13 protein-coding genes are annotated in these 12,532 nt (G+C 71.0%); 10 read left to right on the top strand and 3 right to left on the bottom strand.

Annotation, left to right across the window (positions count from 1 at the left end; genetic code table 11):
* The first annotated feature begins 351 nt into the window (after positions 1-351).
* The 7 genes from OHS58_RS02150 to OHS58_RS02120 all read left to right on the top strand — a co-directional run bounded on the left by OHS58_RS02150 (position 352) and on the right by OHS58_RS02120 (position 6,923).
* Positions 352-2,754 carry a sensor histidine kinase gene (locus tag OHS58_RS02150; RefSeq protein ID WP_328646966.1) on the top strand — a complete coding sequence of 801 codons (2,403 nt, stop codon included), beginning with the start codon at positions 352-354 and terminating at the stop codon, positions 2,752-2,754.
* 65 nt (positions 2,755-2,819) lie between these two features.
* Positions 2,820-3,245 (top strand): roadblock/LC7 domain-containing protein, encoded by a 426-nt coding sequence (locus OHS58_RS02145; protein WP_247054845.1) that lies wholly within the window; start codon positions 2,820-2,822, stop codon positions 3,243-3,245.
* Entirely contained in the window at positions 3,242-3,613 is a 372-nt protein-coding gene (locus OHS58_RS02140; RefSeq protein WP_247054847.1) for a DUF742 domain-containing protein, read from the top strand. Before OHS58_RS02145 ends, OHS58_RS02140 begins: the two co-directional genes overlap by 4 nt.
* A gap of 16 nt (positions 3,614-3,629) precedes the next feature.
* Positions 3,630-4,184 (top strand): GTP-binding protein, encoded by a 555-nt coding sequence (locus OHS58_RS02135; protein ID WP_326959689.1) that lies wholly within the window; start codon positions 3,630-3,632, stop codon positions 4,182-4,184.
* Between the two features lie 304 nt (positions 4,185-4,488).
* Complete coding sequence (locus tag OHS58_RS02130; protein WP_328646965.1) at positions 4,489-5,415, top strand: hypothetical protein; 927 nt, start codon at positions 4,489-4,491, stop codon at positions 5,413-5,415.
* Between the two features lie 57 nt (positions 5,416-5,472).
* Entirely contained in the window at positions 5,473-6,102 is a 630-nt protein-coding gene (locus OHS58_RS02125; protein WP_247054853.1) for a hypothetical protein, read from the top strand.
* A complete protein-coding gene (locus OHS58_RS02120) occupies positions 6,099-6,923 on the top strand; it encodes a nucleotidyltransferase domain-containing protein (RefSeq protein ID WP_326959685.1) in 825 nt (274 codons plus the stop codon). The genes OHS58_RS02125 and OHS58_RS02120 overlap by 4 nt, the downstream gene beginning before the upstream one ends.
* A gap of 202 nt (positions 6,924-7,125) precedes the next feature.
* Here OHS58_RS02120 and OHS58_RS02115 read toward each other — a convergent pair whose 3' ends face one another.
* Both OHS58_RS02115 and OHS58_RS02110 read right to left on the bottom strand, forming a co-directional pair.
* Positions 7,126-8,232, bottom strand: coding sequence for a family 2 encapsulin nanocompartment cargo protein terpene cyclase (locus tag OHS58_RS02115; protein WP_328646964.1), 1,107 nt, complete (start codon positions 8,230-8,232; stop codon positions 7,126-7,128).
* A 15-nt stretch (positions 8,233-8,247) separates the two neighbouring features.
* Positions 8,248-9,099 (bottom strand): geranyl diphosphate 2-C-methyltransferase, encoded by an 852-nt coding sequence (locus tag OHS58_RS02110; RefSeq protein WP_247054861.1) that lies wholly within the window; start codon positions 9,097-9,099, stop codon positions 8,248-8,250.
* A gap of 372 nt (positions 9,100-9,471) precedes the next feature.
* On the opposite strand from OHS58_RS02110, the gene OHS58_RS02105 reads away from it, so the two are divergent.
* The gene (locus OHS58_RS02105) at positions 9,472-9,933 is read left to right on the top strand and encodes a MarR family winged helix-turn-helix transcriptional regulator (RefSeq protein ID WP_328646963.1); all 462 of its coding nucleotides are present in this window, start codon (positions 9,472-9,474) and stop codon (positions 9,931-9,933) included.
* Between the two features lie 4 nt (positions 9,934-9,937).
* On the opposite strand, the gene OHS58_RS02100 is transcribed toward OHS58_RS02105, so the two are convergent.
* Positions 9,938-10,567, bottom strand: coding sequence for a TetR/AcrR family transcriptional regulator (locus tag OHS58_RS02100; RefSeq protein ID WP_328646962.1), 630 nt, complete (start codon positions 10,565-10,567; stop codon positions 9,938-9,940).
* A gap of 62 nt (positions 10,568-10,629) precedes the next feature.
* Between OHS58_RS02100 and OHS58_RS02095 the strand changes: the two genes are divergently transcribed.
* The gene (locus tag OHS58_RS02095; RefSeq protein WP_328646961.1) at positions 10,630-11,649 is read left to right on the top strand and encodes an aldo/keto reductase; all 1,020 of its coding nucleotides are present in this window, start codon (positions 10,630-10,632) and stop codon (positions 11,647-11,649) included.
* A 1-nt stretch (position 11,650) separates the two neighbouring features.
* Positions 11,651-12,523, top strand: a complete 873-nt coding sequence (locus OHS58_RS02090) for an LLM class flavin-dependent oxidoreductase (RefSeq protein WP_328646960.1) — start codon at positions 11,651-11,653, stop codon at positions 12,521-12,523.
* Positions 12,524-12,532: the final 9 nt, after the last annotated feature.

The raw sequence follows: 12,532 nt of genomic DNA, 5'->3' as shown, positions 1-12,532 counted from the left end.
CTTCCCGTTACCGGGAAGGCAACTGCGGACGAATTCACTTTCACCCGTTCGGCCCAATACACGGTAGTGCGAATTGGCGCCCGGCCCCGGTACCCGCGCAAATGGCGGTAACCTCCCCGCCGCAGACGGTAAACGGTGTTCGCGCGACGCCGGACAACGGTCCGCGGGCCGGGTCAGCTCCGCCGCGCGTCAGTGGTTCGTGGTAAAAAACGGACCCTGATCGATACTGCGGCAACACGGAGGGTGAGGCGAAGACGAGTGACGGCGGCCACAATGTCCCTTCGTCGTGTCTGCTTCCTCGACCGGGTCCCCACCTATCGCCGACCGTCACTCAGGAGTTCGTGAACCCCCGTGAAGAGCAAAGCCGACAAAGACGAGTCCGACAAGCCGTACGACAAGTCGATCCGCAAAAGGCTCACCAGGACCGTCCTCATTCCGAGTGTGACGCTCCTGGTGCTATGGACCGCGCTGTCTTCGTACTTCTTCGTGAACGGCCTTTACGTCCGCCTGGTCGCGGCTTCGGTGCGCGAAGTGTCGATCCCCGCCGCCACCGCGCTGGCCGCGTTCCAGCAGGAGCGCCAGGTCGCCCTGCAGTACCTGGACGACCCGGGTGTGGGCCAGACCCGGCTGCAGACGCAGCAGAAGGCGACCGACGAGAAGCTCGGCGCGCTGCAGAACGCGTTCGCCGCCACCATCTCCAGCGCGCCCGACGAGATCGCGACCAAGGTCAACGCGCTCAAGAACCAGTTCGACCAGCTGCCGGTGCTGCGCTCGCAGATCGGCTTCCGCAGCATCGACCGCAGCCAGGTCAACACCTACTACAACGGGGTGCTGGACACGGCGTCGAACCTGTTCGACACCCAGGCCCGCGTGGTGCCGGACGCCGCGGCCGCGTACGGCGGCATCACCGCGACGTCGGTCTTCCGCGCCGGTGACATGATGTCGCGGGAGACGTCGCTGGTCTCGACGGCGCTCGCGTCCGGGACGTTCGCCCCCGACGACTTCGTCCAGTTCACCCAGCTGTCCGGGTACTACAAGACGCAACTGGCGCAGGTCGCGCCGTTCCTCGACCCCGCCGTCCGCACCAAGTACCAGACGTTGACCACCGGCGTGGCCTGGAAGCAGCTGGCCGGCGCCGAAGACGCGATCGTCAAGCACGGCCCGTGGTCCGCCAGTGATCGCGACGGCCCGCCGGTCGGCGGGGCCGACTGGCAGAGTGCGACGAGCCAGGTCGCCCAGGGCCTCAACGACATGGCGATCGACCAGGCCGACAAGGTCTCCGCGGCGGCGATCGACTCCGGTGACTCCCAGCTGCGCAACGCGATCGTCGGCAGTGTGGTGGCCCTGCTCGCCTCGCTCGCGGCGATCATCGTCGCGATCCGGGTGTCCCGTTCGCTCGTCGACCGCGCGCTGATGACGCGCCTCGCGCGGCTGCGCAACGACTCCCTCGACCTCGCCCGCAACCGGCTGCCGAACATCGTGGACCGGCTCAAGAACGGCGAGTCCGTCGACCTGAACGAAGAGCTCCCGCAGCTCGACCACGGCCGGGACGAGATCGGGCAGGTGGCCGAGGCGTTCAACGTCGCCCAGCTGACCGCCGTCAACGCGGCGGCGAGCGAGGCGAAGGCCCGCAGCGGCGTGCACAACGTGTTCCTCGGCATCGCCCACCGCAACCAGGTCCTGGTCCACCAGCAGCTGCAGATCCTGGACGAGATGGAAGCCCGGGAAGAGAACTCGACGCAGCTGGCCTCGCTGTTCCAGCTCGACCACCTCGCCGCCCGGGCGCGGCGCACCACGGAGAACCTGATCATCCTCGGCGGCAAGCAGCCGGGCCGCCGCTGGCGCAAGCCGGTGGCGCTGATGGAGGTCCTGCGCGCGGCGGTGTCGGAAACCGAGCAGTACGCGCGGGTCCAGGTCGAGCAGGTCGCCGACGTCGCCGTCGCCGGCACCGCGGTGGCCGACACGATCCACCTGATCGCCGAGCTGGTCGACAACGCGACGACGTTCTCCCCGCCCGGTTCCCCGGTCGAGGTGACCAGCCGCGTGGTCGCCCGCGGTGTCGTGGTCGACGTCTCGGACCAGGGTCTGGGCATGAAGGAAGGGGTTCGTCAGTGGGCCAACGCGATGATGGCCGAAGCGCCCGAGTTCGACGCGATGGCGCTGCGGGCCGACTCCAGCCTCGGCCTGTTCGTGGTCGCGCGGCTCGCGGCCAAGCTCGGGATGACCGTCACCTTCGACCCGTCGCGCTACGGCGGCCTCCGCGCCACCGTGCTCGTCCCGACCCAGCACCTGGCCGGTGAGCAGCTCCCGGGCCAGGCCGAGGCCGAGTTCGTCGCCCCGGAGGACACCGCGATCCTCGCGCCGGTGGGCGGACCCGCGCCGCAGGAGCGGGAAAGCGCGCTCCGGTCGATGGACATGCCCAGCTCCTTCACCGGGCAGATCCCGATGAAGCGGGACGTCAAGCCGCGGCCGTACCCGGTGCGCGCCCCGCTCGACCCGCAGCCGCCGGCCGCCGCGCCGGCCGCGCTGGAGGAGCGGCTCGCCGCCCGCCCGGCGGAGCCGCCGAAGGAACGGGGCGACGACCGGCCGCGGCTGCCGCGGCGCGAGCCGCAGCAGAACCTCGTCGCCCAGCTGGAGAACGAGCCGGAGGAGGACGTCACACCCGACGTGGCTCCCGGTGAAGGCACCGCGCGCACGCTCGCGGCCTTCCACAAGGGCACCCGGCGAGGCCGCGACGGCGCCGAAGACTCCTGACCCGCACCGCATACCCGAACGTCCACACAGGAAAGTCGTCACAGGAAAGTCAAGGTCTCTGGAGCATGAACGAGTACGGGAACGCGAAGCCCGATCTCAACTGGCTGCTCGACGACGTCGTGAGCCGCGTCGTCGGCGCGCAGAACGCCATCGTGCTGTCCGCCGACGGGTTGCTGATCGGCAAGTCGGCCGGCATGAGCAAGGACGACTCGGACCAGCTGTCCGCCATCGCCTCCAGCCTGCAGAGCCTCGCCAAGGGCGTGAGCAAGCAGTTCAACCGGGGGCCGGTGCTGCAGAACATGATCGAGATGGAGCGGGGTTACCTGTTCGTCTCCGCGGCCGGCCTGGGCGCGTGCCTGGCCGTGCTGGCGGCGGACAGCGTCGACGTCGAGATGATCGCCTACGAGATGAACCGGTTGGTCAAGCGCGTCGGGGACTACTTGGCTTCCGCGCCGCGCGACGCCGCACGCGTACTACGGGAGGCCACATGAGCGGGGACGAGGGCTGGTACGACGAGGCCGCGGGGCCGCTGGTGCGGCCCTACACGATCACCAGCGGCCGGACGCCGGGCGAGAGCGCACGGCTCGACCTGTCCACCCAGGTGATGACCCTGCGCTCGGAGCAGGAGCCGCCGGGGCTGGGCCCGGAGCACCTGGCGATCGTGCAGCTGTGCCGCAACCCGGTGTCCATCGCCGAGATCGCGGTGTACGTGAAGATCCCGCTGGGGGTCGTCCGGGTGCTGTGCGGCGACCTGATCGAGCGCGGCCTCGTCATCACGCGGTCCCCCACCCACAATCCGGCCAAGGCGCCGGACCTCGAAACTCTCCAGGCGGTTCTCGATGGCCTCATCAAGTACTGACGGCTCCGGCGTGGACATGGTCCCCACCCCCGTCAAGATCATCATCGCCGGCGGGTTCGGCGCGGGGAAGACGACGATGGTCGGCTCGGTGAGCGAGATCCCGCCGCTGACGACCGAAGAGGTGCTGACCGAGGCCGGCGCGGGCGTCGACGACCTGTCCGGCGTGGAGCGCAAGAAAACCACGACGGTCGCGCTCGACTTCGGCCGCATCACGATCTCGCCGCGGCACGTGCTGTACCTGTTCGGCACGCCGGGGCAGGCCCGCTTCTGGTTCATGTGGGACGACCTGGCGCGCGGCGCGATCGGCACCATCGTGCTCATCGACACCCGGCGCCTGGAGACCAGCTTCGCCGCCATCGACTTCTTCGAACGCCGGAAGATCCCGTTCGTCGTCGCGGTCAACTGTTTCGACAACGCGCCGCGGTACACCCCGGACGAAATCCGGGAAGCGTTGGTCATTCCCGACCGGGTGCCCATCGTCATGTGTGACGCACGTGACCGGGATTCCAGCAAACTGGCCCTCATTCGTCTGGTCAAGCACGCGATGACCGTGATACCGGCAACGGTCTGATGTCTTGATCCTGTCCGGTCGAGACAGTGCCGTTTCCCTGCGTGGCCAGGGGGAACGCCGGCAAACCCACATGGCGCAATTGGTTGGACCACCCGGGTAGAGCTTTTTAGTTGAGGGTGCACTCAACTGATAGCATCCGGTCGTGACCAGTCGATTGCCGTGGTTTCCCGAATATATAAGGGAAAACTACCCCGCACGGGGACGGCTGTTCGGAGATTTCCTGGGTGGTCTCTGGGCGACGGCGTGCGACGCGCTCGAGGTCCCGGTCGAGCAGGCCGTCCGGACCACCCGGATGCTGCGCGGGTTGCTTCCTTCGTGGAGCGGCGACGCGATCGGCCTGAAGCCCGCCCAGCCGTCCTACGTGGCCGGAGACGGGTTCCCGGCCGAGCTGTCGGTGAACTGGTCCGGGGACCACCCGGAACTGCGCGTGCTGTTCGACACCCTCGGCGAGGAGGACGCGGATTCTCCTGTGGACACGGGGGAAACGCGGTACTGGGGACGGATCCACGAGCTCTTCACGACCCTCGCCGGCCGGCCGTCGACGGCGCCGCTGTGGCACTCGCTCGCCTGGCGGCCGCCGGCGCGGGTCGTCCACAAGTCCTACTTCGGCCTGTACGAGTGGCCGCCGGCCCACCGCTACGCGGCGGTCGGCGAGGCCATGGACCGGCTCGGCCTGACCACCGCGTGGGACGACGCGCGCCGCCGGGTGGAGAGCGCCGACGGCGAGCGGGAGATCGAGTTCTTCGCCGTGGACGTCGCCGACGGCGCCGACGCGCGGGTGAAGATCTACTACCGCAACCACGGCGCCGACGTCGCCGAGCTGAACCGCGTCGCGGCCGCGGCGGGCCGTCACGACGCCGAAAGCGCTCTCACCGCCTACCGGACGTTGGCCGGCGGCGCGGAAAGCGCCGGCGAAGCCGCGTTGAGCTGCCTGGCGTTCCGGCCCGGACTGGACCGGGCCGCCGAGGCCACGACCTACCTCCGCCTCCCCTCGCTCGCCGCCGGCGACGCCGAAGCCGTGGACCGCACGGCCGCGCTGCTGCGCGGCGAAGGCGTCGATCCCGGCCGGTTCCGCGCGCTCGCCGCCGCGCTGGCCCCCGGACCGCTCGAGGAGAGCCGCGGCCTGCTCGAGCTGGTCAGCCACCGCGCCGCGGGCCGGCGCGGCGACATCACGACGTACTTCCGGTTCCCCGTCTACGACCAGACGCTCGCGACTGTCGAGCTCGGGTAGTTCCCGCCGGAAGGACGATCACCCAGAGGGCCGCAGCACCACCGGAAGGAGCCGATCATGACCCAGCAGGACGTCGAGCGCGTCGCCGCCTACAACCAGGAGCGGCAGCGCGAGTACGAGTCGTCGGACCTGATCCGGCTGCTGACCGACGAGACCACGTCGGACGAGACCAAGAAGGCCGTGCTCACCTACCTGCAGCCGTGGTCGAACGCCTTCCAGCGGATGATCAGCGCGCGCGTCACCTTCGAGTCCGACCCGCAGCTGCGGGCGCTCGCCCTGGAGCACCAGGAGGAGGAGATCGGGCACGACAAGATCCTGGCCCGCAGCCGCGCGGACGACCGGGAGCTGGTCTGGGACCCGGTCATCGAGGCGGGCGCGTCGTGGTTCGTCGACCAGTTCGCGGTGCTGCCCGGCGTGCAGCGCGCCGTCCTCGCGCACCTCGCCCTCGAAGCCGGGAGCCTCGTGTTCAGCCAGGCGGGCACCCGGGCGTTCCCCGACGACGAGTACTTCGAGCTGCACGACGAGGCCGACGTCGAACACCTCGAAATGGGCTACGAAGTGTTGCGGCAGCGCAGCGACTGGACGGTCGAGGCGCTCGTGACCGTGCTGGACCGGGCCTGGCAGGTCATCGTCGTCGTCTCGAACCGCATCGCGGAGCGCGCGCTGCGCGATACCGTCGCGGCATGACCACGACCGATCCGGCCACGGCGGCCCGCGCCGTCGCCGTCGAAGCCGCGCGCACGTACCAGGAAGCCTTCGGGGAGCGCCTGATCGCCGCCTACCTCCTGGGCAGCCTGTCCTACGGCGGCTACTCGCCCGCCGTCAGCGACATCGACCTGGCCGTCGTCCTCGCCGACCGCCACGACGACGACCCGGCGACGTTCGAGGCGCTCGGCGAATCGCTGCGGGAGCGCAGTCCGTTGCACCGCAAGCTGTCCGTGTTCTGGGGCTCGCTGCCGGCCCTGAGCCGCGGCGAGCAGGACGGGCGCTTCCCGGCGATCGACCGGCTCGAGCTGGCCGAGCACGCCACGCTCCTGTTCGGCGAGGAGGTCACCGCGAAGGTGGCGCGCCCGGACAGCGAGCAGCTGCGGGTGGAGAGCGCGCGGTTCGCCGTCGCCGTCCTGGCGACCGACGAGGTGCTCGGCGAGTTCGCCCGCCCGAAGCGGCTGCTGGCCGACCCGGTGTGGTTCACGAAGGCGGTGTTCTTCCCGCTCCGCTTCGGTTACACGGGCACGACGGCGACCGGCCGCGCGGCGACCAACGACGAGGCGATCACGTGGTACCTCGGCCGTCCCGACGCCTCGGCGGCGCCGCTGGTCCACCTGGCCCGGCAGGTCCGCGAGGGCCGGCCGCTCAACCCCGCGGAGGCCGAGCCGGAGCTGCTGGCCCACCTGCGGCCGCTGTACCGCCAGTACGTCGAGGAGGAGACGGGCCGCCTGCGCGAGGCCGGCGCTCCCGAGGACCTCGTCGCGGCGTTCACCTCCTGGCACGAGCAGCTCTCGTCGTGACCGGGTGGGCCGGGGTGAGCACCGACCCGCTGGACGCGGTGCTCGACCAGGCCGTCACCGCGCAGCTGAACGCGGTCGGGGCGCGGGCCGGCTGATCTTCGCCGGCCACCCGGGACGGTTCGTCGTCGAGGTCTCGGCCGGCGCCTGATTTTCCGGGCCGCCGGGACCTGCCCCCGAACAGGTCCCGGCAGGCTCGGTGCCCTCAGGTCCGGTAGCGCGGGTTGGTGGCGTGCCACTCGTAGCCGCCGCCCATCCAGGATCGCACCCCCTTCAGGAAGCGGTGCAGTTCCGGCGCGGGCACCGCGAGCAGTTCCCGGTGCCCCGCCTCGAACTCGCGGACGAGCTTGTTGTGCAGCTCCACGGTGGCCTCGGTGGCCTCCTCGATCGAGCAGCCCCGGTCGGCCGCGATCTGCAGGACCATGTTGCACACCGGGTTCTCGTCGGCGGCGTCCTTCGCCACCGAGTACAGGTCGTTCACCAGCACGCAGGCGGTGCCGGCGCGCATCATCGCCCGGCGCACGCGCGGGTCGTAGTAGTGCGCGGCGGGCAGCTCGTAGCCGCCGACCGGGTCGCAGAGCGTCATCGACGTGTAGAAGCTGTCGTGCTGGCGCGCGGCGAGGTACTCCCACGCCGGCGGGTACTTCGCCGTGTAGCGCCAGGCCGCGTACGCGTCCCAGCTGACGAACATCGAGAACGTCGCGTAGCAGACGCGCTGGACCTGCGTCGGCGTGGCGTGCCGGCCCAGGTGCCCGATCGCCGAGTTCAGCCCGACCAGGATCGGGTCGGCCCGCAGGGCTTCGTCGAGCGCGGCGGTGAACTCGCCCGCCGGGGCGACCGGGTCCATCGCCGCCATCACCAGCGCCAGCCGCGGCGGGAGCTCGGTCGGGGACGCGCCGAGCGCGCTGTCGTCGGCGTAGTAGTCGTCCGCGGCCCACCAAACGGCGTTGAGCTGCGCGGCGATCAGCAGCAGGTCCGGGTCCGCGCTGTCGGGGTGGGCCAGCATCGCCAGGCGCCCGAAGCCCGCCTTGGCGATCTGCTCGAGCCCCGCCCCGGTGAACCCGCACTCCAGCGCCCACGCGACGAGCCGCCGGTCGACCTCCCCGGCCAGCGGCTCGTCGACGCGTTCGACCACCGGGACGTACAGCGGCGACGCCGTCCCGTCACCCCACTGCCGTTCGACGTACACCGGGTCGTCGGCGAGCTGCGCCGAGATCCGGGCCGCGGACGTGCCGATCCCCGACGGGCCCGCGGAGAACGCGAGCGCGTCGTCCAGCGTCCACAGAGGACACTCGGGAACGGTGCCGGTCATCGGGAATCCCCTCGCTCAGATCCGGTCGGCGGCGATGAGCAGGTAGTGGAAGCTGCCTTCGCGGTAGGCCGTGAGGAACGGGTCCTCGATCCCGGTGGCCACCGACGACTGCGCGCGCAGCTCCCAGTACGGGATCGTGGCCGCGGTGAGGTCGACGACGTTGATGGGCACGAAACCGTTGGCGGACAGGGCCTTGAAGTAGTCACCGCGGGCGTGGATGTTGCAGATGTAGTGCTGGTCGATCTGGCTCACCGCGCGCGACCGGCCGCCGGTCACGTCGTTGTAGCACCCGGTGATGGTGACGTACCGGCCGCCCGGCGCGAGCTGGCGGGCGTGCTCGGCGAAGAGCTGGTGCAGGTCGACGTACATCGTGCTCTCGTTGTTCCAGATACCCTTGAAGGCACCGGTTTCGAAGCCCGTGTCGAGCATGTTGCGCAGGTGGTACTGCACCTGGTCGGCGACCCCGCGCTTGGCCGCCTGCTCGTTGGCGAACGCGACCTGCTGCTCCGAAATGGACACGCCGTCGACCCGGCAGCCGAAGCGGTGGTTGGCCATGATGCTGCTGCCGCCGCGGCCGCAGCCGGCGTCGAGCAGCCGGTCGCCGGGACCGATCGCGCCGAGGTGGTCGAGGAGCACCTCGGCCTGCGCGGTTTCCAGCCGGTGCATTTCCGCGATGATCGTGGCGTCCCGGACGTCCTCGGGTGCCTCCAGCACCGCGGGGTCGTATTCGCCGATGCCGTAGTGGTGGTGGTAGAGCCCGTCGACGTCGCCCAGCCGGAGGTTCACCGGATCCTTTTCCCGGTTCCAGTAGTCGGCGATCGACTGCTGGTACGCGCTGCGGATCACGGGCTGGTCGGTGGAAATCACGGGCGGCTCCTTCTTTTCCCACGCCGGAAAGAAATGGGCCGGACGATTTCCCTCGGCCCGATGAGCAACGCTAGCGGCCCGTTGTCGGGGGTCACAAGAACGTTCACTCCGGTAAACGGAAGACGTCCGGTTCCGCGGCCTGATCGGCCTATTCGGCTCCCCGAGCGGACCGGATCGCGACGGCGGGAACAACCCGGGCGGCCGATTGCGTTCCCTGGTCGGATGACGCCGGACGACAGCGGGTGAACGCGCCGTCGTCGGCTTGACGGACGGCCAACACCGGTTTCGGGTTTCCCCCGCGCCGATGGTCCACTGTGGAGGAACCGGCCGCGGTGCTCGCGCCGCGCGATGCCCGCTCGGTAGGGTGGGCGGATGGTCACCCGAGCCGAGCCCACCGCGACGGACCCCGATCTGGGCGTCCTGGCGGGCCGGCTCCTGTTCGCGGTGCAGCGGGAGCTGTTCACCACGCTGGCCGCGCGGGGTTTCGGCGACCTGAACCCCCGCCACGGCGCTGTGCTCGCCTACCTGGACCCCGCCGGCGTGCGCGCGACCGAGCTGTCGCGCCTGTCCGGCCAGCACAAGCAGATCGTCGGCACGCTCGTCGACGAGCTGGAGGCCCTCGGCTACGTCGAGCGCCGGCCCGACCCGAGCGACCGCCGCGCGAAGCTGATCCGCCCCACGGTGCGCGGGCTCGACCAGATGCGCACGGCGGACGCGATCATGGCGGACATGCAGCGGCGGCACGCGCAGCGGCTCGGCGCCGAGGACTACGCGCGGTTCAAGCGGATGTTCACCGACATCACCGAAGAACAGCGCGCGTTCGTCGCCGAGTGACGCCTCACCGCGGCACCCGCAGCCCCGCGATGAGCAGCTCGACCAGCCGGCGCGCGTCGTAACCGGCGTCGGTGTCCGCGCCGATGCACAGGTTCCCGACGCCGCGCATGAGCTGCAGCGCCGCGACGTCGGCGCGGACCTCGCCGGCCGCCACCGCGGCGTCGAGCAGCTCGGTGCACACCGGCACGAGCCGGTCGAGGAAGTACGCGTGCAGCGTCTCGAAGCCGGCTTGGTCGGACTGCATCGCCCCCGCCAGGCCGTGCTTGGTCACCAGGAAGCCGACGAAGAGGTCGATCCACTGGGCCAGCGCGGCGTGCGGGCTTTCGGCGGCCGCGAGCAGGGCCGGGCCGGCCTCCGCGCAGGCTTCGACCTGGTGCCGGTAGACGGCGATGACCAGGTCCGCCCGGGTCGGGAAGTGGCGGTAGATCGTGCCCATCCCGACGCCGGCCTTGGCCGCGATGTCCCGCACCGGCGCGTCCACGCCGGAGGCGACGAAGACCGCCGCGGCCGCGTCGAGCAGCGTCTCCTGGTTGCGCCGGGCGTCGGCCCGCTTCGGCCGTGCCTGCTCCGGAGCCGGCCCCCGGGCGCCCTCGTCCACCACGCCGTTCCTCCCGTCGGTTGCGAAACGGAACATTGCTCCGTATCGTTAGTGGAGCAATGTTCCGCTTATCCATGATGCCATGGAGGACCAGTCTCATGCAGTACCGCACGATGGGCCGCACCGGTGTGCAGGTCAGCTCGCTCGCGCTCGGCGCGATGAACTTCGGTGCCATCGGGCGCACCACCCAGGACGAGGCCACCGCGATCGTCGACGCCGCGCTCGAGGGCGGGATCAACCTCGTCGACACCGCCGACATGTACGGCGACGGCGAGTCGGAGGTGATGGTCGGCAAGGCCATCGCCGGGCGCCGCGACGACCTCGTGCTCGCCACCAAGGCGACCATGCCGATCGGCGAGGAACGCAACCACCGGGGCAGCTCCCGGCGCTGGCTGGTCACCGAGCTGGACCACAGCCTGCGCCGGCTCGGCGTCGACCACGTCGACCTCTACCAGATGCACCGGTGGGACCCGGCCACCGGCGACGAGGAAACGCTGTCCGCGCTCACCGACCTGCAGCGCGCGGGCAAGATCCGCTACTTCGGCTCGTCGACCTTCCCCGCGTACCGGATCGTGCAGGCCCAGTGGGCCGCCCGCGAGCACCACCTGAGCCGCTACGTCACCGAGCAGCCCGGCTATTCGATCCTGCAGCGCGGGGTCGAGACCCACGTGCTGCCGGTGACCGAGGAGTACAGCCTCGGCGTGCTGGCGTGGAGCCCGCTCGCGTCGGGCTGGCTCTCGGGCGCGGTCCGCGAGGGCCGGGAGATCACCACCAGCCGGTCGCGGGTCCTGCCGCAGCGCTTCGACCTCGCCCTGCCCGCCAACCGGGCCCGGCTCGACGCCGTCGAGCGGCTGGTGAAGGTCGCCGACGAGGCCGGGCTGACGCTGATCCAGCTCGCGCTCGGGTTCGTCACCGCGCACCGCGCCGTGACCAGCGCGATCATCGGCCCCCGCACGCTCGACCACCTGCACTCGCAGCTCGCCGCCGCCGACACCGTGCTGGCCGCCGACGTGCTCGACGAGATCGACGCGATCGTCGCGCCGGGCCTCGACCTGGCGCCCGACGAGAAGTTCGACACCCCGCCCGCCCTGCTCGACCCGACCCTGAGGCGCCGCTGACATGTCCGCTCCGCGATTCGGCATCATGACCGCGCCTTCGCAGGTTTCCTACCCCGAAATCCTGCGCGTCTGGCGCGAGGCGGACGCGATCCCCGAGATCGAGCACGCCTGGCTGTTCGACCACCTCATGCCGATCTTCGGCGACCCGGACGGCCCGATCTTCGAGGGCTGGACGCTGCTTTCGGCGCTGGCCGCGCAGACGTCCCGGCTGCGCCTGGGCCTTTTGGTGACCAGCAACCGCTTCCGGCCGCCGGCCGTGCTGGCCAAGATCGCCACGACGGTCGACGTCGTGTCCGGTGGCCGGCTCGACTTCGGCATCGGCGTCGGCTCGCGGCCCAGCCATCCCCTGGCCCGGCGCGAGTACGCGGCCCACGGCCTGCCCTTCCTGGAGACCGCGGACGCCGTGGCGAGCTTCGCCGAGGCCTGCACGCTGATCAAGCGGCTGTGGACCGAGGACGAGCCGTTCGACTTCGACGGCGTCCACCACCGGCTGACCGGGGCGTTCGGCAGCCCGAAGCCGGTCCAGCGGCCGCACCCGCCGATCGTCGTCGGCGGGCGCGCGGCCGCGACGCTGCGCGTGGTCGCCGAGCACGCCGACGTGTGGAACATCCCCGGCGGCGACCTCGCGGACGTCGTGAGCCGCAGCGCGCTGCTGGACCGCTACTGCGGCGAGATCGGCCGCGACCCGGCGGCCATCACCCGCTCGATCCACCTGCCGGTGTCCTACGACGAGCCCGGCACCACCCGGGACGCGATCCGCGAAGCGCTCGACGCGGGCTTCGGGCACTTCGTCCTGAGCGTGGCGTCGCCGTACCCGGACGGCGTCGCGCAGTGGCTGGCCGACGAGGTGATCCGGCCGGCGACGTCGGCCTGACGGCCACGG

This window comes from Amycolatopsis sp. NBC_00348 (assembly GCF_036114655.1).
Classification (GTDB): domain Bacteria; phylum Actinomycetota; class Actinomycetes; order Mycobacteriales; family Pseudonocardiaceae; genus Amycolatopsis.
Note: the sequence above shows the minus strand (reverse complement) of the source record. Positions and strands in the feature narration are given on the sequence as shown.